Genomic DNA, 21,879 nt, shown 5'->3' with positions numbered 1-21,879 from the left:
ATGAACGTTTCTGAAATGGAAAATTTGATTCAACAGATTACTGATCGAATTTGCCAACAATTGCTGTCGTCGTCTTATTCAGTGGCTTTAGCAGAAGCAAAAGAAGCATTTCCTGAAGAAATGTTTGTTCGTTTTCCTGATGTAAATTGGGTAACCAAGGAGCAGAAGCTAGCACGAGGCTTGGTTGTAAAGAGGCTAACGATTTCCCAAGTAAATGCGATTGCGCATTTACAGGAAACGGATGAATTAGTCAAAAACATCTTAGCATTCTTATTTGAAGGTAAGCCGGTATTGGTTTTAACCCCAATACCTTCAGTGACTAAAAATTCACGATTGAAGTATCGTTTGAAACAAACGATTCAGGAAAACGTGGACATTTGCCAACAGTTTGGGCTGATTTTTTATCATGATTCAGAAAATTACGCTGTGTTTCAGGCGGCCTGTCAAAAACAACTTCGTTCATTGGCTGAGACCAAACGAACCTACATTACTGAAAAACAATTGATAAGAATGACAGAATCAGGTGTTTCTTTAAGTAAAAACGCCTATTTAACCCCGTTAGCGAAAGATTATGCTAGGAAACATCAATTGCTGACGTAAGGAGGAAAAACGATGCTTTTAGGAAAAGTGACTGGTAGCCTTTGGTCAACAAGAAAAGATGAAAAATTAAATGGCTGGAAATTTATGATGGTTGATATTTTGAATCAAGAGGACGAAAAGCAAGGATTTTTAATTGCTGCTGACAACGCTGGAGCTGGTGTCGGGGACAAAGTGTTAATTAGTCAAGGCAATGCTGCCCGTATTTCGGCAGAAGATCCGAATGTCCCAATTGATGCAATGATTGTTGGTGTCATTGATTCTACAGAGGAAGAATAGGGAGGACGAGACATGAGCATTAATGAAATTATTATGTATATTATGGTTCTTTTCATGATTATTGGAGGAATCGATAAATGTATTGGCAACAAACTAGGTTTAGGGGAGCAATTTGAGGAAGGGATTATGGCTATGGGTTCTCTAGCGCTTTCTATGGTAGGGATTATCACTTTAGCGCCTGTCTTAGCCAATCTTTTAAGTCCGATTGTCGTTCCTGTCTATGAATTACTAGGGGCTGATCCAGCAATGTTTGCCACAACCTTATTGGCTAATGATATGGGCGGCTTTGCGTTAGCGCAACAATTAGCCAATGATCCACAAGCTGGTTTATTTGCGGGGGCAATCTTAGGTGCAATGATGGGGCCAACGTTAGTCTTTACAATTCCAGTAGCGCTTGGCATTATCCAAAAAGACGACCAACAATTCTTAGCAACGGGTGTTTTGAGCGGGATTATTACAATTCCTTTTGGTTTATTAGCAGGTGGTTTAACAGCTGGCATGCCATTGTCATTGATTATTCCTAACTTAATTCCAATTATTATTGTTGCTGCTTTAATTATTTTAGGTTTATGGTTAGCGCCAAAGGGCATGATTAAAGGCTTCCAAATTTTTGGTCAAGGCGTAGTGATTGTCGCTATCTTTGGTTTAGTTGTCGGGGCGATTCAACTATTATTAGGAATTACAGTGATTCCTGGTATTGCACCAGTTACTGAAGGAATTGAAGTCGTTGGCGGGATTGCTTTAACTTTAGCTGGCGCTTTCTGTTTAGTAGCTGTGATTACGAAAGTCTTTAATAAACCATTGATGAAACTAGGAAAAGTTTTAGGAATGAATGAAGTAGCGGCTGCAGGAATGGTTGCTACATTAGCTAACAATATTCCCATGTTCCAAATGTTAAAAGACATGGATAATCGAGGGAAAATTATTAATATCGCTTTTGCTGTTTCGGCTTCTTTCGTTTTAGGTGACCACCTTGGTTTTACTGCAGGCGTAGCAAAAGAAATGATTTTTCCAATGATTGTTGGCAAATTAGTTGGAGGGATTACCGCCATTTTTGTGGCTATCTTTATGGCAAATCGAATGCTAGGGAAACCCGAAACAGAAGTGAAATAATGAGGTGTAAATATGACAGAATTAAATCGTGAAATGATTGAAACGCTTGTTCGACAAATTGTCACAGAAAAATTAATGCCGACTAAACAAGTGGATCCAAGTGGAATTATGTCCATCAAATTACCCGAAATCGACGTAACAGAAGACGACCGCTTAGATACAGGCAACCCAGCGGACATTGTTTACACAAAAGATCTGTTTTCTTTAGAAGAAAGTCCGCGCCTTGGTTGCGGTTTAATGGTGATGAAAGATACCACCTTCGACTGGACACTAGAATACGATGAAATTGATTATATTATTTCAGGACAATTAGATATACTGATTGACGGACGTAAAATTTCTGCAACAGCCGGCGAAATTATTTTAATCCCGAAAAGTAGCAAAATTCAATTTTCAGTGACGGGTGATGCCCGCTTTGTCTACGTGACTTATCCAGCAGATTGGCAAAGCCAATAATTATTTTATCGGCAGTCAGAGAATAATTTTGCCAAAACCCTTTACTCAGCGTTATAATAAATAAGAACGAAAAAAGGGGTTGAGTGAATGACATTTGAGAATCCAAGTCAAAATCAAATTTTTGATATTTTAAAACAAGCAAAAAATATTGCGGTGGTTGGTTTGAGTAACAAGCCCGACCGCACAAGTTACAAAATTGCGGAAATTTTACAGCAACATGGCTATCGTGTATTGCCTGTCAATCCAGTTTTAAAAGGTGAAACGGTGCTTGGCGAAACGGTTTATGGGACATTAACAGAGATTCCTGAAAAGATTGATATTGTTGACGTCTTTCGGCGGAGTGAATTTTTGCCAGAAGTGGCCGCAGAAACATTGAAAACAGAAGCGCCTGTCTTTTGGGCCCAACTAGGTTTGGAAAACGAAGAGGCAGCGAACTTGTTATTAAATGAAGGTCGTCAAGTTATTATGGACCGTTGTATTAAAATTGAATTGGCAAAAATGGCAGATGCTGAATAAACACGTGTAATTTTATAAAGAAAGAGCGTCCTGAACGGAAAGCTCTTTTTTTTTTGACCCAGATAGAGTATTATTGTAATGATGGTTTTAGAAGGAGCGAACGGAAAACGCAAGAAACCGGCTCACTCTTCTTCTAATTCTTTAAGAAATAGTTAATGTACGCTTATTAACTAAACGAGAATCTAAGTATAAGGAGTTTTTTCTTTGGCTAAAAAAATTAACAATGAGTACAATGATGCCTCTATCCAAGTCCTAGAAGGATTGGAAGCAGTGAGGAAAAGACCTGGTATGTATATCGGTTCAACCGATAGCCGTGGACTCCATCACTTAGTCTATGAAATTGTCGATAACGCAGTCGATGAAGCGTTATCTGGCTACGGGAATGAAATCAACGTAACTATCCAAAAAGATAATAGTATTTGTGTTGCAGACTCTGGCCGCGGAATGCCAACAGGGATGCATGCTTCTGGTATCCCAACAGTAGAAGTAATTTTTACTGTCTTACATGCGGGTGGTAAGTTTGGCCAAGGTGGCTATAAAACTTCAGGCGGACTCCATGGGGTAGGTGCCAGTGTTGTTAATGCCTTATCTAAGTGGTTAGAAGTTCATATTGTTCGTGATGGCGTAGAATACATGGAACGATTTGAGGACGGCGGTAAACCAGTTGGTACCTTAAAAAAAATCGGCAAAACAAAAAAACGCAACGGTACCTCCGTTACTTTTTTACCTGACGACACCATTTTCTCTACGACAAATTTTTCTTACGAAATTTTAGCAGAACGTTTGAGAGAATCAGCTTTCTTATTAAAAGGCGTCAAAATTACTTTAACAGATGAACGTGGGGAAGAACCCAAAGAAGAAGTCTTCCACTACGAAGAAGGTATTAAAGAATTTGTTGCCTATCTAAATGAAGAAAAAGATACATTAACACCCGTTGTTTATTTTTCAGGAGCCAAAGAAGGTATTGAAGTTGAATTAGCTTACCAATACAACGATGGCTATTCTGAAAATGTTTTATCTTTCGTTAACAATGTCCGCACAAAAGATGGCGGTACCCACGAAGTCGGTATGAAAACGTCAATGACGAAGGCGTACAATGAATATGCACGGAAAGTGGGACTATTAAAAGAAAAAGATAAAAATTTAGAAGGTAGCGACTTCCGTGAAGGCTTAGCAGCCGTCCTTTCTATTCGAGTACCAGAAAACTTACTACAGTTTGAGGGCCAAACCAAAGGAAAATTAGGTACACCTTTAGCAAGAACCGTTGTCGATAACGTCGTAGGCGAACAAATGGGCTTCTATTTACAAGAAAACAGTGAAATGAGTCAATCATTAATTCGGAAAGCGATTAAAGCCCGTGAAGCCCGTGAAGCGGCTCGTAAAGCCCGTGAAGAAAGCCGGAACGGTAAAAAACGGAAAAAAGGTGAATCGTTACTTTCTGGAAAATTAACACCGGCTCAATCCAGAAATCCTAAGAAAAATGAACTATATCTTGTCGAAGGAGACTCGGCCGGTGGCTCAGCAAAACAAGGGCGCGACCGGAAATTCCAAGCCATTTTACCGCTACGAGGAAAAGTCATTAATACGGAAAAAGCGAAAATGCAAGACATCTTGAAAAACGAAGAAATCAATACTATGATCTATACGATTGGCGCAGGCGTTGGTCCTGAATTTTCAATTGAAGATTGTAATTATGATAAAATCATCATCATGACCGATGCGGATACCGATGGTGCCCATATTCAAGTGTTGCTATTAACGTTCTTCTATCGTTATATGAAACCATTAATTGAAGCCGGCAAAGTCTACATTGCCTTACCACCACTTTATAAAGTCTCTAAAGGAACTGGAAAAAAATCAGTCATTGAGTATGCTTGGACCGATGGTGAATTGGCAGAAGTGATTGATAAAGTTGGTAAAGGCTATATGCTCCAACGCTATAAAGGTCTGGGGGAAATGAATGCAGAACAACTTTGGGAAACAACGATGGATCCTGAAACTAGAACCTTAATTCGTGTTCGGATTGATGATGCAGCTCAAGCAGAACGCCGTGTGACCACATTAATGGGCGACAAAGTCGAACCTCGTCGAAAATGGATTGAACAACATGTTCAATTTACGTTGGAAGAAGATGGCAGTATTTTAGATCGTTCAGAAGAAGACACTTCTGCACCAACAGGAGAAAGTCTTTTAGATGCGGAAAAAACAAAAGAAGCAGAACAAACCGATGACACTGAAATCAGTTTGTTTGACATAGAGTAGGGAGTGACAATTTTGGAAAAACGCCAAGAAGTTCAAGAATTAACCCTTGAAGAAGTAATGGGCGATCGTTTTGGAAGATATTCCAAATACATCATTCAAGAACGGGCCCTACCAGATATTCGAGATGGGCTAAAACCAGTACAACGCCGCATTCTCTTTTCAATGAATAAAGACGGCAATACCTTTGATAAAGGCTTTCGTAAATCAGCAAAATCTGTCGGAAACATTATGGGGAATTATCATCCCCATGGCGACAGCAGTATTTATGAAGCGATGGTGCGTCTAAGTCAAGACTGGAAATTACGGGAAGTACTAATTGAAATGCACGGAAACAACGGAAGTATGGATGGCGACCCACCAGCGGCGATGCGTTATACAGAAGCTCGTTTATCACAGTTAAGTGGTGAGTTGTTAAAAGATATCGACAAAAATACCGTCGATTTCGTCTGGAATTTTGACGATACAGAAAAAGAACCCACTGTTTTACCAGCCAAATATCCTAATTTATTGGTAAACGGCTCAACGGGGATTTCAGCAGGCTATGCAACAGAAATTCCTACGCATAATTTAGCGGAAATCATTGATGGAACTGTGTATTTAATTGATCATCCTAATGCAAGTTTAGAGAAATTAATGGAATACATTCCAGGACCAGATTTCCCAACAGGTGGGATTCTACAAGGAAAAGCAGAAATTAAAAAAGCCTACGAAACCGGCCGTGGTAAAGTAATTTTACGTGCGAAGACAAAGATTGAGCCTTTAAAAGGCGGCAAACAACAAATTGTCATTTCTGAAATTCCTTATGAAGTCAACAAAGCAACGCTAGTGAAGAAGATGGATGAAATCCGTTTAAATAAAAAAGTAGACGGCATTGCCGAAGTTCGTGACGAAAGTGACAGAACTGGCTTGCAAATTGTTGTTGAACTAAAAAAAGATGTCAATGCAGAAGGTATTTTAAATTATCTATTTAAAAACACTGAATTGCAAATCAATTACAACTTTAACATGGTAGCCATCGACAACATGACCCCGCAACAAGTGGGCCTAAAACGGATTTTAGAAAGTTACATTACGCATCGCAAATCAGTTATCATTAACCGTTGTCAATTTGAGTTGGACAAAGCTCGCAAACGTGAGCACATTGTTGCTGGTTTAATTAAAGCATTGTCTATCTTAGATAAAGTGATTGCAACAATCCGTGGCAGTAAAGATAAAAAAGATGCGAAGAAGAACTTAGTATCCGACTATGCGTTTACTGAAGAACAAGCTGAAGCAATCGTTACTTTACAGCTATACCGTTTAACCAATACGGATATTACTGATTTACAAGAAGAAGCGAAAACTTTAGAACAACAAATTGCTGAGTTATTGAACATTTTAAACAATGAAAAAGAACTATTCTCAGTCATGAAAAAAGAACTTCGCGAAGTTAAAAAGCAATATGGCAATCCGCGCTTAACTCAAATTGAAGAGGAAATCCAAGAAATCAAGATTGAAACAGCCGTGTTAGTTGCGCAGGAAGACGTGGTCGTAACCGTGACGCACGAAGGCTATATCAAGCGGAGTAGTATTCGTTCTTATACAGCATCAAAACCAGAAGAAATCGGCATGAAAGAAGGCGACTTTTTATTATATGCTGGCGAAGTCAATACATTAGATCATCTTTTACTAGTAACAAATAAAGGGAATATGATCTATCGCCCCGTCCATGAGTTGCCAGATTTACGCTGGAAAGAAATTGGCGAACATATTTCTCAAACCATTTTAAATCTTGCTATCGATGAATCGATTATTGCTGTATATCCTTATAAAGAGTTAAGTCCGACAAAAACCTTTGTTTTCATTACAAAAGCTGGCATGATTAAACAAACCAAAATGGCTGATTTTGAGCCTTGGCGCACTTATAAGAGCCGCCCGACATCTTGTATGAAATTAAAATCAGACCAAGATGAAATTACCAATGTTTATTTAACAAATGATCAAGACTTATTGGATGTTTTCCTCGTTAGCAATCGCGGTTTTGGCTTACGTTATCCATTATATGAAGTACCAGTCGTGGGTAGTAAAGCGGCTGGAGTTAAATCAATGAACCTCAAAGAAGACGATTATGTCGTTAATGGTTTACTGGTTCATTCTGAAGGGGATACACCGATTGTCATCGTTACCCAACGTGGCGGTGTTAAACGCATGTTAGCCCAAGAATTAACACAATTAGGACGAGCAAAACGTGGACTAATGGTCTTGCGGGAATTGAAGAAAAATCCACATCGTGTTGTCTTTATGTCTGAAAGTACCGATTTAGATTTATTAGTTACTACGCAAAAAGGCACACAAGAAGTTATTCAGTCGAAAAACTATCCAATCAGTGAACGAACATCCAACGGTTCCTTTGTCATCGATGAACAAAAAGATGGCCAAGTAATGGAAGTCCACGAGATGCATTCTGCAGTGATTGAAGAAGAACAAACAAACTAAACTGTGTTATAAATATCTCCACAGCAGCCATCTGTATTAATACAGATGGCTGCTGTTTTTAATACAGAAGTACATTTTTCACAAGTGATAACAACTATAAATCGTTCTTATTTTCACAAGTATAAATGTTTATATATCAGCGTTTAGAATCTTCGTTCCCCATTTATTTATTAAGAAAGTGCAATAAATAATAAAAAAACGCTTGCATCTAAAAGGTTATGTGTTATACTAATCACATAAAGCTGTTACATACAATCAAGTAGCAGTTAACTAAGGAGGCAAACACTTCATGAAACAATGGGAAGGCTTTAAAGGCGACAAATGGAGAACAAGCGTTGACACTCGTGATTTTATTCAAAACAACTACACAGAGTACAAAGGCGACGACAGTTTCTTAGAACCAATCGCTCCGAGCACTGACAAATTATGGACAAAACTACAAGAATTATTTGAAATCCAACATGAAAAAAATGGCGTTTATGACATGGATAGCGATATCCCAGCAACTATTACGTCACATGAACCTGGTTACTTAATCAAAGAAGAAGAAAAAATTGTCGGTTTACAAACAGATGTACCATTAAAACAAGCATTTATGCCATTCGGTGGTATTAAAATGGCGAACAATGCCTTAGTTTCAAATGGTTATGAAACTGACGAAGAAATGACAAAAATCTTCACAGAATACAGAAAAACACATAACCAAGGTGTTTTTGATGCCTACACAGCTGAAATGCGTTTAGCACGTAAAAACAAAATCATTACTGGTCTTCCAGATGCTTATGGCCGTGGCCGTATTATCGGTGACTATCGTCGTATCGCATTATATGGTATCGACTACTTAATGGAACAAAAGAAAAAAGATCATGATAACACTGGTAACAAAGAAATGACAGACGATGTTATTCGCTTACGTGAAGAAATTTCTGAACAATACCGTGCGTTAAATGACTTAAAACAAATGGCTGCTTCTTATGGTTTCGATATTTCTCGTCCTGCTGCAAATGCGCAAGAAGCAATCCAATGGTTATACTTTGGTTACCTAGGTGCCATTAAATCTCAAAATGGTGCGGCAATGTCAATTGGTCGTATCTCAGCATTCTTAGATATCTATATCCAACGTGACTTAGAAGCAGGTTTAATCACTGAATTTGAAGCACAAGAAATGATTGACCATTTAATCATGAAATTACGTATGGTTAAATTTGCACGTACACCAGAATACAACCAATTATTCTCTGGTTATCCAATTTGGGCAACATTATCTATTGCTGGTATGGGTATTGACGGTCGTTCATTAGTTACCAAAAATGACTTCCGTATCTTACACACCTTAACAAACATGGGACCATCTCCAGAACCTAACTTAACTGTATTGTATTCTTCTCACTTACCAGAAGGTTTCAGAACATATGCAGCTAAAATCGCGAAAGAAAGCTCATCTATCCAATTTGAAAACGATGACTTATTACGTGAAAACTGGGGCTCTGACGACTGTGCAATCGCATGTTGTGTTTCTGCAACAGTTATGGGTAAAGATATGCAATTCTTCGGCGCTCGTGCGAACTTAGCGAAAGCTGTTCTTTATGCAATTAACGGCGGGGTCGACGAAAAAACTAAAATGCAAGTAGCACCAAAATATCGTCCAATGACTGGTGACAAATTAGATTACCATGAATTCATGGAACGCTATAAAGACATCTTAGACTGGTTAGCTGAATTGTACGTTAACACATTAAACATTATTCATTACATGCATGATAAATATGCATATGAAGCACCACAATTAGCTTTAATGGATACTGATTTACAACGGACATTCGCAACTGGTATTGCCGGAATCTCTCATGCGACTGATAGTATCATGGCAATTAAACACGGTGAAGTAGAAGTAATCCGTGACGAAGATGGTATGGCAATTGATTATGTACCAACAAAAGAATTCCCAACATACGGAAACGATAACGAAGAAGCCGATGCAATGGCTAACTGGATTTTAGATTACTTTATGACACAAATTAAACGTCAACACACATACCGTAACTCTAAACCAACGACTTCATTATTAACAATCACTTCAAACGTTGTTTATGGTAAAGCAACAGGGAACACGCCTGACGGACGTCGTGCTGGCAAACCTCTTGCACCAGGTGCGAACCCAAGTTATCAAGACGGTAAATTCTTAGGTGAGAAAAATGGCTTATTAGCTTCATTAAACTCAACAGCTCGTTTAGAATATACAATCGCTTTAGATGGTATTTCTAATACACAAACCATCAACCCTAATGGTTTAGGTAAAGACGACGACACAAGAATTAACAACTTACGTAACGTATTAGATGGCTACTTCGATAAAGGTGGTTACCACTTAAACGTAAACGTATTTACAAACGAATTATTATTAGATGCACAAGCACATCCAGAAAAATATCCAAACTTAACTATCCGTGTATCTGGATATGCCGTGAAATTCCGTGACTTAACTCCTGAACAACAAGCAGACGTTATTTCAAGAACTTCACACGACAGACTATAAAAAACATTTACATTATTTAACTGAAAGGGTGACATTTAACGTGTCATCCTTTTCGTTTGAAAGAAGAGGGATCATTATGACAACACCAGTTACAGGTAGAATTCATTCAACAGAAAATTTTGGTACCGTTGATGGCCCAGGTGTCCGTTTTATCGTATTTACACAAGGGTGTCGCATGAGATGTCAATTCTGTCATAATCCAGATACTTGGAAAATTGGTTCCGGTGGTCGTGTGGTGACGACTGACGAAGTATTAGAGGAAGCATTACGTTTTCGCTCTTATTGGGGCGAAAAGGGTGGTATCACTGTCAGTGGTGGTGAGCCGCTATTGCAAATGGACTTTTTGATCGATTTATTTAAAAAAGCCAAAGCACAAGGCATTCATACAACCTTAGATACGTGTGGCAAGCCTTTTACTCGGGAAGAACCCTTCATTAGTCAATTTGATGAATTGATGAAGTATACAGATTTACTCTTATTTGACATCAAACATATTGATAACGAGCAACATAAACTGTTAACAACGCAATCAAATGATAATATTTTAGAGATGGCTACCTATTTATCTGAAATTGACAAACCTGTTTGGATTCGCCACGTATTGGTGCCTCAACGTAGTGATTACGACGAATATTTAATCCGTCTGGATGCCTTCATAAAAACATTAAACAATGTAGATAAAGTTGAAGTGCTTCCTTACCATACGATGGGCAAGTACAAATGGGAAGAACTAGGTATTCCTTATCCATTAGAAGGAATTGAGCCTCCTAAAAATGATCGTGTTGAAAATGCGAAAAAACTACTACATGTCGAGGACTATCAAGGTTATCTAGCACGTTAACAAACGAAAAAATAGAAAAGAAGACAATTTTTTTGTTGTTTCTTTTCTATTTTTTGTTATCATTAAGAGTGAATCAAAACCAAGGAGTGTGTATTATGTCAAAAATTTTAGTTTTTGGACACCAAAATCCTGATACAGATGCTATCGGAGCAGCAATTAGTTTTGCTTACTTACAAAAAGAATTAGGAAAAGAGACAGAAGCTGTCGCTTTAGGAACACCAAGTGAAGAAACTCAATATGCCTTAGATTATTTTAATATTGAAGCACCACGTGTTGTCACTGAAGCAGCTAGCGAAACAAACCAAGTCATGTTAGTGGATCATAACGAATTCCAACAAAGCATTTCAGATATCGCTGAAGTAAACATTTTAGCAGTAGTGGATCATCACCGGATTGCCAACTTCGAAACAGCAGATCCATTGTATTATCGTGCAGAACCAGTAGGGTGTACCAGTACAATCATCTATAAAATGTTTAAAGAAAATAACGTGACAATTCCAGCTCAAATTGCTGGTATGATGGTCTCAGCGATTATTTCTGATACATTATTATTTAAATCACCAACTTGCACACAAGAAGACATCGATGCAGCGCACGCCCTAGCTGATATTGCTGAAATCAATTTAGAAGGCTATGGTCTTGACTTATTAAAAGCAGGAACAAATTTAAGCGATAAATCAGCTGAAGTCCTTTTAGATTTAGATGCTAAGAGCTTCCCAATGAACGGCAAAACAGTTCGCGTTGCCCAAGTAAATACCGTCGATTTAGCAGAAGTTTTAGATCGTCAAGCTGAATTAGAAGCAGCTATGGCCGCAGAAAATGCAGCCAATAATTATGACTTGTTTGTCTTAATTATTACGAATATCCTAGACAGTGATTCTGAATTATTAGCGATTGGTGCGGAACAAGCCAAAATTGAAGCAGCGTTCAATGTAACATTAGTTAACAATCGTGCGTTCTTACCCGGCGTTGTTTCTCGTAAAAAACAAGTAGTACCACAATTAACAGAAGTCTTTAACTAAAACCGTAAGCGCCTAAGCAACGCGATAAATTCCTTGTTGCTTAGGCGCTTCAATAGTAAAGGGGCGTTAACATGAATGATTTAGCAATTTACTATCATTCTCCGCAACAAACGAAACAATACAATCATTTGCTCAACCAATCACTTTTTTTCCCTCTTGTTACTTTTATGTATGAACATCGGGAAGAAAGAATCATTTTAAGACAATTAAAAGCGGCCTTTGCAACAGAAGCCAAGTTAGAACAATTTTTATCAGAAATGATTGATTGTCAGTTAATCATTCGGGAAAATCGTCAATATCGTTTGAATTTTCCTATTTATACGGCAGCTGAAGTTGCGAGTTTGCCCTTGGCTGAAGACGAACTTCCTAAGTTTAAAGGAACTGTAACAGAGCAATTATTTTGGCTAGCTGAATCTTTTTGGCCACAAGTGTTTCCAGAAGAGGAAGACTATTTTTTTGGCGTGAGCGGTGGCCTCACATTTTATCAAAAACAAAGATTGGCCTCGGCACAACTATCTATAATTACGCTTGAAAAAGAAAAGACAGAGGTTCCAACAATGCCTCGTTATTTTGATTACTTGGGCAAAGAGCAATCCTTGCCAGAAGCCTTCAGCGCTTTATATGACTTGCTAGGGGACGTAAATCCTGAATACTATCTTTCGCAAGCGAGAAGAGTCATTAAACAAGCTCTGCGAGGCCGCAAAGTCAGTACTGTGCCTAATATTTTTCAAGAAAGTTTGCACTTGACCCAAGTGATTACGATTGACCAGGACCACTTAAAACTCCTTTTACCAGTAGCAACGGAACAAGCCGAGCCTTTAGAAGCACAGTCGGATATTCTAGCATTTTATTATGAAAAAATTGCTAACCGATCGGCCATCGAACGCTTAGTTTTTATGCAACAATTGATTGAGCAACTAGGTACGAACTCTCTAAGTTATCTTAGAATAAATTAAAGTTACGATAATTTTATTATGTAAACTAAAAATCAATAACAAGAAATGGCGCCGCTTCTTAGTGAGAAATGGCGTCATTTCTTTTGCGAACTTTTTTCGTCCAAAAACCACCGGAAATGAACTTAGGCTCATAGGAAATGATAAATGCTCTCGGCTCTAATTGATTGATTAATTTGTACAATGTACGTTCGTTTTTTCTTGGGGAAAGGATTTCTAAAACCATTCGTTCTCCTTCGCGTCCGTAGGCGACACTTTGCGTAACACCATAGCCGTGTTCACGAAGTGTTTCTGGTAAATGAAATTGTTCAGTAGTAGAAGGGAGGATAACCGATACCATAATATAACCCAAGGCCAAATAGTCTTCGATTTTAATTCCTACACTAATGCCAACAGCGTAACCAAGCGCATAAACAAGTAAATTTAAAGGATTGTCTAACCGATTCAGAACCATACTCAGCCCTAAGACATAAATTGTTATTTCAGCCATACTAACCAGCGGTGCAATAACCCGATAACCTTTCATCGTTAACATAAAACGAATAGTATTTAAGGTAATATACGCAAAATTAATGATAAAAATCATAGCTAACATTTTCAAATCAACGACCATAAAATAAGTACCTCTTTTCAAAATCTTTACATCCAGCCCTCATTATAGTACAGAAAAACTGAGAATCAAAGGCGAAACACTTATAGAAATGAATTCTTTTTTGAATACTCGCTCATATTATTCGCCTAATTTAACTGTTATTTGATATAATCTTAGTATGAAGTAAGAAGGAGGTAAGCGATGAAAATTTTTGTTTGGATTTTGTTATTTTTATTAGTAATTAACGTTATTGCTGCCTTAATTACTGTTTTTAGAAAACCTCGTAGTATTTCCAGCGTTTTAGCATGGATGATGACGTTGATTTTCTTGCCTGGTATCGGCTTTATTATTTACTTATTCTGTGGGCGAGGTATCGATGGACAAGAAGTTTTTAAATTGTCTGATGATGAAAAACAAATGGTTCAACGAATTAAAGAAAAAGTGGACGTTGATAACAAAAAAGCAGGGCGCGATAAACGTTATGATTTACTTTATGATGCGAAAGTTTTAAATCGTTATTTCCGGAATATGGACGCATCACCGTTGGCCAAAAGAAATAGTTTGCAATTATTCACAGATGGCCAAGAAAAATTCCAAGCATTATTTGAAGATATTCGTGCAGCGAAAGAAACCGTTCATGTGGAGTATTATGCGTTTTTTAATGACACAATTGGCAATCAATTTTTAGATGTATTAATCGAAAAGTTGCATGAAGGCGTGGAAGTTTACTTAATTTACGATCCTTGGGGTTCACCCGGCGCAAATAAAAAGTTTTTTGCTCGTTACGTTGACGCTGGAGGAAAAGTAGCTCCCTTTATTACTTCTCGTGATATGATCCGTAAAACACGTCTAAATTATCACTTGCATCGAAAAATTGTTGTCATCGATGGGAAAATTGGCTGGACCGGCGGGTTCAATGTTGGGGATCAATATTTGAATGTCACCGAAAAATTTGGTTACTGGCGAGATACCCATATTCGTTTGGTCGGGACGGCCGTATTTTCATTGCAAGAGATATTTATCATGGATTGGAATGCTTCAGTCAAATATCCTGAAGAACGTATGACGTATCATGAAAAATATTTTAAATTACCAGAAGATCATGAAGTGGAGCATTTGTCCTTACAAGTTGTTTCAGATGGTCCTGATTCAGAAGAAGAAATTTTGAAAAGCGGGTTTGTTCGGATGATTTTCTCTGCAGAAAAGAGTGTCTGGATTCAAACACCGTATTTAATCCCTGATGATAGTATGATTAATGCGTTGTTAGTGGCGGTTCGTTCAGGTGTCGACGTGCGAATTATGATTCCTTGTATGCCTGACCATCCCTTTATTTACCGCGCGACACAATATTACGCAAATTACTTACACAAACGCGGCATTAAAATTTATATTTATGATAGTGGGTTTATTCATGCAAAAACAATGGTGATTGATGATGAATTAGCTATGGTTGGGACAACAAACCAAGATATTCGCAGTTATTCATTGAATTTTGAGGTAAGTACGTTTATTTACAATCCCGACATTGCGTGGATGTTAGCGCAAGTCTTTGAAGAAGATATAGAAAAAAGTGTCTTACTAACCGACGAGATAATTAAAAAACAAGGGTACTGGCTACGATTCAAGCAAAACTTTTCACGCTTGTTGTCCCCAGTCTTGTAATCAAATAAATCAGCAGTGAATGTAGTAAACTACTATTTTCACTGCTGATTTTAGTAACAAAACACTGAGTTGCTCTACCTAATTCATTGATAATCCCTCTAAATAATGGTAAATTAAAAATAAATTCAATCAGCTATTCTATCGTGAGAAACATAGTTATTACGTAGATCAGATCAAAGGGACATTCACGACGAGCAAATATTGAGTGTGTTTGCTGAAACGTGCATGTGTGATTTGGTCTTTTTTATTGAGCTGTTATTTTATAGATAAGGAGTGGTCACCATGGACTACCAAGCAATAGCAAAAGAAATTTTGAAAGACGTAGGTGGCAAAGACAATATCGTGGATGTCACACATTGTTATACACGATTGCGTTTCGTATTGAAAGATACGAAACAAGCGAACAAAGAAGCCTTACTACAAACAGAAGGTGTCATTTCTGTTGTTGAAAGCGGCGGGCAGTATCAAGTGGTTTTAGGCAATAAAGTCGCGCATGTCTATAATGCTCTAGAACCTTTGTTGGCTCAGCAACTTACGACCAAAACATCTACAAAAGAAAAAAATTCATTAGGTAATCGAATTTTAAATACTGTTGCGGCGATTTTCACACCTGTCGTACCAGCAATTGCCGCTTCAGGCATGTTAAAAGGAATTCTAGCTATTGCTGTGATGGTCGCAAACAATTTTTACCAGGTCGATTTAAAACCTTTGAATACGTATATTATTTTAAGCGCCGCTTCCGATGCACTTTTTTATTTTATGCCAGTTATTTTAGGTTATTCAGCTGCTAAGGTTTTCAAAACAAACGAATATATCGCCATGGTAATTGGTGCCACCTTATGTTATCCAACCATCGTTTCATTAATGACTGAAGAATCAGCGGTTACCTTGTTTGGATTACATGTGACCAAAGCCAATTATGTTTCCACAGTAATTCCTATTATTCTTGCAATTTTTATGTTAGCTTATGTGCAACGCTTTTTGGAAAAAGTCATTCCAGAAGTTCTAAAAATTATTATGGTTCCTACGCTGTCATTACTTTTAATGATTCCAGCCACTTTATTATTATTTGGACCGATAGGGATTTATTTAGGTGACGGCGTGAATTGGTTGTATTATTATATAATGAATTTGAGTCCCATCTTGTTAGGCGGTTTTATCGGGGGAATTTGGTGTGTCTTAGTCATTTTTGGGGCTCACCGTGGGCTTGTGCCAATTGGGATTAATGATGTCGCTCGAACAGGACGGCAAAATTTGCTAGCGTTTGCTGGTGCAGCAAACTTTTCTCAAGCGGGCGCCGCATTTGGCGTGTTTGTCCGCACAAAAAATAAAGACTTGAAAGCTGTTGCTGCCTCTGCAACAGTGACTGCATTATTTGGTATCACAGAACCAGCCATTTATGGTGCAAACTTGCGGCTAAAAAAACCGATGATTTATGCGGTGGCTAGCGGAGCAGCAGGCGGGGCCTTAATGGGCTGGGGCGGTTCCTACGGGACAGCCTTCGCTAACCAAGGACTCTTGACCATCCCAGTTTACGCAGAAGCAGGAACCAAAGCCTTTATTTGTTATTTATTAGGTTGTGGTATTGCTTTTTTTGGTGCATTTCTATTAACGATTTTTCTAGGCTTTAATGATTTACCGCTTGACGAGTCACGTCAAGAACCCGGCTTCAAGACAGAGGCAGGGACAGTCAAAGAAAAACAACGGATTCAAGCACCTGTTCAAGGACAACTCGTATCTTTAGACCAAATCAACGATGAAGTCTTTGCTTCTCAACAAATGGGAAAAACGCTAGCTATTTATCCGACAGAGGAACAAATTGTTTCACCAGGAAATGGGCAAGTGACGGCTTTATATCCAACTCATCATGCAATTGGCTTAAAGTTAGACAATGGTGCTGAAATCCTCCTTCACATTGGAATCAATACCGTCGAATTAAAAGGGCGGGCATTTGAAACGTTCGTAAAAGTAGGAGAAAGAGTCAGGCTAGGACAAAAGCTGCTCTCTTTTGATAAACAAATCATCCAAGCTGCTGGTTATGATCCAACCGTCTTAGTCATCGTAACAAATACTGCGGAAATGGCTGTAATTGAGACAACCAAACAAACAGAGATTACACCACAAACAAATTTATTTTTCATGCAAGTAAAGGAGCAAAACTAATGGTTAAACAATTTAAGAACGATTTTTTATGGGGCGCTTCTTCCTCCGCTTTTCAAATTGAGGGCGCTTGGAATGAGGACGGCAAAGGCCTAACAGTCGCTGATTACAATTCTTTTAAAAAGTCAGCTGTACAAGCAGATACGAAAGTCGCCAGCGATTTTTACCATCGTTTCAAAGAGGACATTGCGTTAATGAAAGAATTAGGCTTAAAAACCTATCGTTTTTCTCTTTCATGGGCACGAATCATTCCAACAGGTGATGGCGAAATCAATCAAGCCGGCATCGATTTTTATAATGCTGTCATTGATACACTTTTAGAAAACGATATTTTGCCGTTTGTCACACTTTATCATTTTGATTTACCTTTTGCGTTGGTGGAAAAATACAATGGTTGGGCGGATCGTCGCTGCGTTTCCGCATTTCAACGCTATGCGCAAGTCTGTTATCAAGCATTTGGTGATCGAGTCAAAAATTGGCAAGTTACGAACGAACAAAACTTAATGATTCGTGTTGATGAACGAATGAATATGTACGATGTTGCACCAGAAAATGTTGAAAAAATTCGTGCACAAATGGATTACCATATGTTTGTTGCCCATGCGTTAGCGACGAATGATTGTCACCAATTGGTCGCTGGGGGAAAAGTCGGTCCCTCTGTTTCCTCAACGATGACTTATCCTAGTTCTAATAAGCCTGAAGATGTTTGGGCAGCTCGTATGAATGATAACTTTAAAACGAATTACGCTCTAGAAATGTATTGTTTTGGCGAATACCCTGGTTACTATCAAGAGTATTTAACCAAATGCGGCATTTATCCCGAAACACAGCCAGAAGATCAAGCAATTTTGAAAGCCGCTAAACCAGATTTTATCGCTCTTAATTATTATCGGACGTTAGTCGCTAGCTATTTACCGACAGATGAGCAACACCCATTGGGTACGAAAGAAAAGGACATTGATTTTGATCTATACGGTTATTTTAAAATCGAAAAAAATCAACATTTAAAAACCTCTAAGTATGGTGCCCAAATTGATCCAACTGGTCTACGTTTAGTTTTAAATGATTATTATCGTCAATACCGTTTGCCGTTAATCATTACAGAAAACGGCTTAGGCACACCAGATCACCTAACAGAGGACGGAAAAATTCATGATGATTATCGAATTGCGTATTTGCATGATCATATTGCTGCTTGTCATGCGGCTATTTCTGACGGTGTTGAGTTGTTTGGCTATTGCCCTTGGTCGGTCATGGATATTTTAAGTTCCCATCAAGGATTCAAAAAACGCTACGGTTTTATTTACGTTAATCGTGAAGACCATGAGTTAAAAGATTTACGACGCATTAAAAAAGATAGTTTTTATTGGTACCAATCAGTTATTAAAAATAATGGGTTATCAGAAGAATAGTGCCCAAAAAAGGATCATCCATTGCATAAGCGGGTGATCCTTTTGTTTTCAAGTTCTCTCATTCCGTGTTAGGCTTAAGTTAATAAACCCATTAAAGGTGGTGAGAGAGATGAATAATTACGATTTATGGAAATGGGCTGCCGGGAAACGAACCGAAAAAAATAAAAATGAAACCTATAGCGCCAAAAATTGGTGGTATGTTTTACTAATGCTCGGTGTATTTGTAGGGATCATGTTGTTGTATTATTTAATCTCTGTGCTTTGGAATTAAGGGAAAATAGGCAAATGAGGAATTAAGAATAAAAAAAGACACCTGAAAAGGTGTCTTTTTTAACAGGATTCAGACAATGATAGCTGAATCGGAATAGGATAATTTTCCTCAAGTGCAACATCAGGATCCTTCATTCTACGAAGCAGTAAGTCAATCATAACGTCACACATCTCGTCGATTGGCTGCACAATGGTTGATAGTTGTGGGGCAATTCTTTTGATTAATTTTGTCCCATCATAACCAATTACTTTTAATTCTTCAGGAATGGATATCTTCAATTTTTGAGCAATATTCATAACTGTAATTGCTGTCAAATCATCTGTACAAAAGATGCCGTCTACAGTTTTATTTTGAAGCAAACGTTCGATTTCTAGATTTTTTAATGTTGTTGAGGTCCCATTATCAATTTGTAGAATCGTTTTTTCTGCGCCATATTTTTCCATTGTTTGTTTATAACCAGCCAATCGATAATCGCTAGGTGCGCCTGTGTTATTAGCACCAGTAATAATTGCAATCTTTTGTGCACCACTTGCAAATAAGGCTTCAGTGGCTTTTTGGCCCCCTTGAAAGTTTTGCGAAGAGACAATTGGAATGCCAGGTGCCAAGAAACGGTCAAAGGAAACAATAGGTAGTGAAACATTTTCATATTCGTTAATAGCTAAGTTATGGCTACCAGTGATTACACCGTCCACTTTATTTGCAGCGAGCATTCGTAAATAGGCGCGCTCTTTTTCTGGATCTTTTTCACTATCACATAAAATCACTTTATATCCTTGAACAAAGAGCTTTCTTTCCAGTGTTTCAATTAATTCACCAAAAAATGGATGACTAACAGAAGGGAAGACTAAACCAATCAGCTGCGTACTTTTTCCTTGGAGGCTTCTGGCTAATCCATTAGGTTGATAATTTAATTCTTCCATCGCTTGATGAACTTTATCAATTGTTTTTTGACTAAGATAACCATAATTATTAATCACGCGGCTTACCGTTGTCGGGCTCACCCCAGCAAGCTTTGCTACATCCGTTAATTTAACCACCATCAAAATTCACCATCATTCCTAATTATTCGTATTTTCCAGCTCATAAAAACAAGCTTTTGCCGTCTTGGATAGATGAAGATACTGTTGCGCTTTATCTGGAAAGAAGCGACCAGTCATCGTTTTTTCACCTTTATTTACATAGATTTCTGCAACAGAGCAATCAACAAAAATAGTTAACTGAACTGACTTATTTTTCCTAATTTTAGTTTCACGAATTGTGCCATACTTTTCAGCAAAAGATTGGCCAGCAAATGTTCGATCAAGGGTTATTTTACCATGAATCGTATCAATTGTAATTAAAAGTCCTTTTGAACCCGTTTCGTTCGCTAAAAGCCGAATAAAAGCAATCTCATTTTTGGGAATATCCACTTCTAATTCAAAAGAAGCAGTAGATAAGAAATGGCAGCCATTTGATAAAGTAGTAGCGGATTGACGAAGCATTTCTGTTTCAGAAACTGGATATTGAAATAGTTTCCCGTTGTGAATTGTGAGTTCTTTAACCAGACTTAAGCCATTTGCCCAACCCTCCACATCACTTGGGTAAGTGATTTCTGGCAACCCAATCCAACTGACCGCAAGTGCACGACCATCTGGCGCATTAAAGGCTTGAGTGGCGTAGACATCAAATCCTTCATCTAAATTTTCAAAAGGCCCAGCCTGAACTAAAGAAAGATTCTCCAAATCAAACGTTTCGGCCAATGTGTACATATTCGGATAGATATTCTGATAACTTTTTACAGATGGAGATAGACCTTGTGGGCAAAATAATAAGACAGGCTGGCCATCAATAAATACCAAATTGGGGCATTCAACCATGTAGCCTAATTCTTGGTTGGTGAACGTCAATTCGCCAAGTTGATGAAAATTGTGTACATTTCGATCTTTAGAAAAATAGACCACAATTTTTCCTTGTCCATTTAAATCACTAGCACCAATTAATAAAACAAGTCCTTCTTGATAAGGAAATACCATCGGATCACGAAAATGGGAAGAATAATTGGGGTCAATAGGTAGGAATGGTGTTGATTCCTTTGTGATCGCACCTAAAGAATTCAGCCATGCAATATTTTGATATGCAAATCGTTGCCAAGTTTGATCACGAACATTTCCTGTATAAAATAAACATAGTTGGTTATCTATTGTTAAAGCTGAGCCTGAATAGACGCCATGAGAATCATATTCAGAGTCGGGATAAAGGGCAATTCCTTCATAATCCCAGTGAATTAAGTCGGAGGAAGTTAAGTGGGCCCAACTTTTTAGTCCGTGAACACTCCCGAAAGGAAACGCTTGATAAAATAAGTGCCACTGGTTATTGAAATACGAAAAACCGTTGGGATCATTTAGTAGTCCTGTCTGTGGTTGAATATGATACTTAAAACGCCAACTAGATTGCGCGATAATAGAAGTTAGATTTTCGAGGTGAGCAGATGTCCAAGAAGAATAAGGCGCATAACGTAATTCATCCGTCCATTGGTTCATGATGCTTGACATAAGTAATGTCTCCTTTATTAGAAAATAGTAGTTAGTCTAATAGTATAAACAAATCAGAAAAAAGTCAAACGTATAACATATATAAATCTATTTAAATCAAAAGAATATTATAATTTACATTTATTTATGATAAACGTTTGACATATTACGCAAAAACGAGTATCATACAAAATGTAAAAACGGTTACAGAAAAAATTAACA

The 21,879-nt window shown here is 37.9% G+C and carries 18 protein-coding genes; 15 read left to right on the top strand and 3 right to left on the bottom strand.

Going from position 1 to position 21,879, the window contains the following annotated elements; translation table 11 throughout:
* The 11 genes from IGL32_RS06360 to IGL32_RS06310 all read left to right on the top strand — a co-directional run bounded on the left by IGL32_RS06360 (position 1) and on the right by IGL32_RS06310 (position 13,053).
* Positions 1 to 600 carry a TIGR02536 family ethanolamine utilization protein gene (locus IGL32_RS06360; RefSeq protein WP_002381885.1) on the top strand — a complete coding sequence of 200 codons (600 nt, stop codon included), beginning with the start codon at positions 1 to 3 and terminating at the stop codon, positions 598 to 600.
* Between the two features lie 12 nt (positions 601 to 612).
* Positions 613 to 876 carry a EutN/CcmL family microcompartment protein gene (locus IGL32_RS06355; RefSeq protein WP_002357519.1) on the top strand — a complete coding sequence of 88 codons (264 nt, stop codon included), beginning with the start codon at positions 613 to 615 and terminating at the stop codon, positions 874 to 876.
* A gap of 12 nt (positions 877 to 888) precedes the next feature.
* Positions 889 to 1,989 (top strand): ethanolamine utilization protein EutH, encoded by a 1,101-nt coding sequence (eutH, locus tag IGL32_RS06350; protein WP_002357520.1) that lies wholly within the window; start codon positions 889 to 891, stop codon positions 1,987 to 1,989.
* A gap of 12 nt (positions 1,990 to 2,001) precedes the next feature.
* Positions 2,002 to 2,445, top strand: coding sequence for an ethanolamine utilization protein EutQ (locus IGL32_RS06345; protein ID WP_002357522.1), 444 nt, complete (start codon positions 2,002 to 2,004; stop codon positions 2,443 to 2,445).
* Positions 2,446 to 2,532: 87 nt separating this feature from the next.
* Positions 2,533 to 2,961 carry a CoA-binding protein gene (locus tag IGL32_RS06340; protein ID WP_002365680.1) on the top strand — a complete coding sequence of 143 codons (429 nt, stop codon included), beginning with the start codon at positions 2,533 to 2,535 and terminating at the stop codon, positions 2,959 to 2,961.
* A 204-nt stretch (positions 2,962 to 3,165) separates the two neighbouring features.
* Positions 3,166 to 5,223 carry a DNA topoisomerase IV subunit B gene (gene parE, locus IGL32_RS06335; protein ID WP_002381887.1) on the top strand — a complete coding sequence of 686 codons (2,058 nt, stop codon included), beginning with the start codon at positions 3,166 to 3,168 and terminating at the stop codon, positions 5,221 to 5,223.
* Positions 5,224 to 5,235: 12 nt separating this feature from the next.
* Positions 5,236 to 7,698, top strand: coding sequence for a DNA topoisomerase IV subunit A (parC, locus tag IGL32_RS06330; protein WP_002357527.1), 2,463 nt, complete (start codon positions 5,236 to 5,238; stop codon positions 7,696 to 7,698).
* Positions 7,699 to 7,987: 289 nt separating this feature from the next.
* A complete protein-coding gene (gene pflB / locus IGL32_RS06325) occupies positions 7,988 to 10,234 on the top strand; it encodes a formate C-acetyltransferase (protein WP_002357529.1) in 2,247 nt (748 codons plus the stop codon).
* A gap of 76 nt (positions 10,235 to 10,310) precedes the next feature.
* Positions 10,311 to 11,075, top strand: a complete 765-nt coding sequence (gene pflA, locus IGL32_RS06320) for a pyruvate formate-lyase-activating protein (protein ID WP_002357530.1) — start codon at positions 10,311 to 10,313, stop codon at positions 11,073 to 11,075.
* 95 nt (positions 11,076 to 11,170) lie between these two features.
* Positions 11,171 to 12,097 carry a manganese-dependent inorganic pyrophosphatase gene (locus IGL32_RS06315; RefSeq protein WP_002360265.1) on the top strand — a complete coding sequence of 309 codons (927 nt, stop codon included), beginning with the start codon at positions 11,171 to 11,173 and terminating at the stop codon, positions 12,095 to 12,097.
* Positions 12,098 to 12,168: 71 nt separating this feature from the next.
* On the top strand, positions 12,169 to 13,053 hold the full coding sequence (locus IGL32_RS06310) for a DUF1803 domain-containing protein (protein WP_002379467.1): 885 nt from the start codon (positions 12,169 to 12,171) through the stop codon (positions 13,051 to 13,053).
* 58 nt (positions 13,054 to 13,111) lie between these two features.
* On the opposite strand, the gene IGL32_RS06305 is transcribed toward IGL32_RS06310, so the two are convergent.
* A complete protein-coding gene (locus IGL32_RS06305) occupies positions 13,112 to 13,663 on the bottom strand; it encodes a DUF2179 domain-containing protein (RefSeq protein ID WP_002361848.1) in 552 nt (183 codons plus the stop codon).
* A gap of 180 nt (positions 13,664 to 13,843) precedes the next feature.
* Between IGL32_RS06305 and cls the strand changes: the two genes are divergently transcribed.
* The 4 genes from cls to IGL32_RS06285 all read left to right on the top strand — a co-directional run bounded on the left by cls (position 13,844) and on the right by IGL32_RS06285 (position 19,147).
* The gene (gene cls / locus IGL32_RS06300; protein WP_002371124.1) at positions 13,844 to 15,304 is read left to right on the top strand and encodes a cardiolipin synthase; all 1,461 of its coding nucleotides are present in this window, start codon (positions 13,844 to 13,846) and stop codon (positions 15,302 to 15,304) included.
* Positions 15,305 to 15,586: 282 nt separating this feature from the next.
* Positions 15,587 to 17,467 carry a beta-glucoside-specific PTS transporter subunit IIABC gene (locus tag IGL32_RS06295; RefSeq protein WP_002379466.1) on the top strand — a complete coding sequence of 627 codons (1,881 nt, stop codon included), beginning with the start codon at positions 15,587 to 15,589 and terminating at the stop codon, positions 17,465 to 17,467.
* Positions 17,467 to 18,876 (top strand): glycoside hydrolase family 1 protein, encoded by a 1,410-nt coding sequence (locus tag IGL32_RS06290; protein ID WP_002379465.1) that lies wholly within the window; start codon positions 17,467 to 17,469, stop codon positions 18,874 to 18,876. Before IGL32_RS06295 ends, IGL32_RS06290 begins: the two co-directional genes overlap by 1 nt.
* Positions 18,877 to 18,985: 109 nt before the next feature.
* The gene (locus IGL32_RS06285) at positions 18,986 to 19,147 is read left to right on the top strand and encodes a hypothetical protein (RefSeq protein ID WP_002357537.1); all 162 of its coding nucleotides are present in this window, start codon (positions 18,986 to 18,988) and stop codon (positions 19,145 to 19,147) included.
* A gap of 59 nt (positions 19,148 to 19,206) precedes the next feature.
* Here the strand turns inward: IGL32_RS06285 and IGL32_RS06280 are convergent, their stop codons facing one another.
* On the bottom strand, positions 19,207 to 20,187 hold the full coding sequence (locus IGL32_RS06280; RefSeq protein ID WP_002363973.1) for a LacI family DNA-binding transcriptional regulator: 981 nt from the start codon (positions 20,185 to 20,187) through the stop codon (positions 19,207 to 19,209).
* An 18-nt stretch (positions 20,188 to 20,205) separates the two neighbouring features.
* Positions 20,206 to 21,666 (bottom strand): sucrose-6-phosphate hydrolase, encoded by a 1,461-nt coding sequence (locus IGL32_RS06275; RefSeq protein WP_002382334.1) that lies wholly within the window; start codon positions 21,664 to 21,666, stop codon positions 20,206 to 20,208.
* Positions 21,667 to 21,879: the final 213 nt, after the last annotated feature.

The organism is Enterococcus sp. AZ035, assembly GCF_050548325.1.
Taxonomy (GTDB): domain Bacteria; phylum Bacillota; class Bacilli; order Lactobacillales; family Enterococcaceae; genus Enterococcus; species Enterococcus faecalis.
The sequence above is the reverse complement of the archived record's forward strand: the minus strand, read 5'-3'. Positions and strand labels throughout refer to the sequence as shown.

Bases quoted from the DNA above. Each gene is read 5' to 3' on its own strand.
- IGL32_RS06360 (WP_002381885.1), top strand. From the start codon at position 1: ATGAACGTTTCTGAAATGGAAAATTTGATTCAACAGATTACTGATCGA.
- IGL32_RS06355 (WP_002357519.1), top strand. From the start codon at position 613: ATGCTTTTAGGAAAAGTGACTGGTAGCCTTTGGTCAACAAGAAAAGAT.
- eutH (WP_002357520.1), top strand. From the start codon at position 889: ATGAGCATTAATGAAATTATTATGTATATTATGGTTCTTTTCATGATT.
- IGL32_RS06345 (WP_002357522.1), top strand. From the start codon at position 2,002: ATGACAGAATTAAATCGTGAAATGATTGAAACGCTTGTTCGACAAATT.
- IGL32_RS06340 (WP_002365680.1), top strand. From the start codon at position 2,533: ATGACATTTGAGAATCCAAGTCAAAATCAAATTTTTGATATTTTAAAA.
- pflB (WP_002357529.1), top strand. From the start codon at position 7,988: ATGAAACAATGGGAAGGCTTTAAAGGCGACAAATGGAGAACAAGCGTT.
- pflA (WP_002357530.1), top strand. From the start codon at position 10,311: ATGACAACACCAGTTACAGGTAGAATTCATTCAACAGAAAATTTTGGT.
- IGL32_RS06315 (WP_002360265.1), top strand. From the start codon at position 11,171: ATGTCAAAAATTTTAGTTTTTGGACACCAAAATCCTGATACAGATGCT.
- IGL32_RS06310 (WP_002379467.1), top strand. From the start codon at position 12,169: ATGAATGATTTAGCAATTTACTATCATTCTCCGCAACAAACGAAACAA.
- IGL32_RS06305 (WP_002361848.1), bottom strand. From the start codon at position 13,663: ATGGTCGTTGATTTGAAAATGTTAGCTATGATTTTTATCATTAATTTT.
- cls (WP_002371124.1), top strand. From the start codon at position 13,844: ATGAAAATTTTTGTTTGGATTTTGTTATTTTTATTAGTAATTAACGTT.
- IGL32_RS06295 (WP_002379466.1), top strand. From the start codon at position 15,587: ATGGACTACCAAGCAATAGCAAAAGAAATTTTGAAAGACGTAGGTGGC.
- IGL32_RS06290 (WP_002379465.1), top strand. From the start codon at position 17,467: ATGGTTAAACAATTTAAGAACGATTTTTTATGGGGCGCTTCTTCCTCC.
- IGL32_RS06285 (WP_002357537.1), top strand. From the start codon at position 18,986: ATGAATAATTACGATTTATGGAAATGGGCTGCCGGGAAACGAACCGAA.
- IGL32_RS06280 (WP_002363973.1), bottom strand. From the start codon at position 20,187: ATGGTGGTTAAATTAACGGATGTAGCAAAGCTTGCTGGGGTGAGCCCG.
- IGL32_RS06275 (WP_002382334.1), bottom strand. From the start codon at position 21,666: ATGAACCAATGGACGGATGAATTACGTTATGCGCCTTATTCTTCTTGG.